Source organism: Kutzneria buriramensis (assembly GCF_003387475.1).
Classification (GTDB): Bacteria; Actinomycetota; Actinomycetes; order Mycobacteriales; family Pseudonocardiaceae; genus Kutzneria; species Kutzneria buriramensis.
On sequence record NZ_QUNO01000057.1, the window covers coordinates 1 to 1,810 of the forward strand.

1 protein-coding gene and 1 pseudogene are annotated in these 1,810 nt (G+C 73.0%); both read left to right on the top strand.

Translation table 11 applies throughout. The annotated features are described in order from the left end of the window. Positions 1-570, top strand: a pseudogene (locus BCF44_RS54575) (LLM class flavin-dependent oxidoreductase); the annotation flags it as partial. Further along, on the top strand, positions 567-1,810 hold a 1,244-nt coding region (locus BCF44_RS54580; RefSeq protein WP_116182484.1), incomplete at its 3' end, for an NtaA/DmoA family FMN-dependent monooxygenase. The pseudogene BCF44_RS54575 and the gene BCF44_RS54580, both read left to right, overlap by 4 nt.

The following is a 1,810-nucleotide window of genomic DNA, read 5'->3' on the forward strand; positions in this document are numbered from 1 at the left end:
CTGTGGGACTCGTGGGAGGACGACGCGGTCATCCGCGACGTCGCCACCAGCCGCTACCTGGACCGCGACCGCCTGCACTACATCGACTTCGTCGGTGAGACGTTCTCGGTGAAGGGGCCGGCGATCGTGCCCCGGCCGCCGCAGGGCCAGCTCGTGGTATTCGCACCGGAGGGTCTCCTGCCCGTCGAACTTGTCGACGTCACCCTGACCGACGGCACAGCTCGGGCCGTCACGCCGCTCACGTTCACGGAGATCGAGGTCGCGCTGGACACCCCGCGGGCGACTGCCGTGCAGCGGATCGCCGATCTCGGGCCGTGGCCGGAGCGGGGGCGGATCCGCCACGCCGGCTCGGCGGACGGCCTCGTCCGGCTCCTCACCGACCTGGCCGGCGCCGTCGACGGCGTGCGGCTGCATCCCTTGGTGCTGGACGAGGACCTGGGCGTGCTGTCGCGGCTCGTCGTGCCGGCGCTGCTGCGCCGTCGGGTCGCCGCGCGCCCGGTTCCCGGCGCGTCGCTGCGCACCACCCTCGGCCTGCCGAGGCCGGCCAGTCGCTTCCAGGAGACCGCATGACCGACGAGGACGTTCCGTACCCCGACGCGACGCTGCACTTCGGCGTGTTCTTCCAGGGCGTCAACCACTGGACGATCTGGTCCGCCCCGCAGAGCGGATCCCAGATCGACCCCGCCTCGTTCCGCCGGGTGGCCCAGACCGCGGAGCGCGGCCTGTTCGACGCGTTCTTCCTCGGCGAGGGCCTGCGGCTACGCGAGGTGGACGGCCTGATCCACGATCTGGACGTGGCCGGCCGGCCGGACGCGATCACCCAACTGGCCGCACTCGCCGCCGTGACCGACCGGATCGGGCTGGTCAGCACCTCCAACACCACCTTCAACGAGCCGGCCGACCTGGCCCGCCGCCTGTCCGGGCTGGATCTGCTGTCCCAGGGCCGCGCCGGCTGGAACGTGGTGACCACGGACAACGCCTGGACGGGCGAGAATTTCCGCCGCGGCGGCTACCTCGACCACGCCGACCGCTACCGCCGCGCCGAGGAGTTCCTCACCGCCGCCCGGGCCATCTGGGACGGCTGGTCCGACGACGCCGTGGCCGCGGCCGTCGACGCCGAGTCGTGGTCGACGCGCGGTGGCGTGGCCCGGGTTCGGCAGCGCAGCAGCCAGTTCGACATCGACCTCGTGCCGACGCTGCCCCGCAGCGCCCAGGGCCACCCGGTGATCTTCCAGGCCGGCGACTCCGCCGAGGGCCGGGACTTCGCCGCCCGCAACGCCGACGTCATCTTCTCCGCGCACGGCAACGACTTCGACGACGCGCTGGCCTTCGCCGACGACATCCGCCGCCGGCTGCGCGCGGCCGGCCGTCCGGAGGACGACCTGCGCATCCTGCCCGGCACCGAGATCATCATCGGGGCCACCGAGGAGGAGGCCAGGGAGAAGGCCCGGTGGATTCGGCTGGAGCAGGTCACGCCGGCCACCGCTCTGAACATCGCCAGCCTGACCTGGGGCTTCGACCTGTCCGACCGCGACGCCGACGGGCCGCTGCCGGTCGAGGACCCGGTCGTCGTCGAGAACAGCGGGGCGTTCGGGTCCCGCCGGATCGCCGACCCGCGCGCCGTCGTCGAACGGTGGCGTGAACAGGCCGAGGCCAACCGCTGGTCCCTGCGGGAAACGGTGATCGCGCTCGGACCGCAGCGCGGCCACGTCGGGACGCCGACCAGCCTGGCCGACAAGTTCACCCGCTTCGCCCGGCACGGGGCGGTGCACGGGTTCAACATCACGCCGTACCTCATCCCCGACGGCCT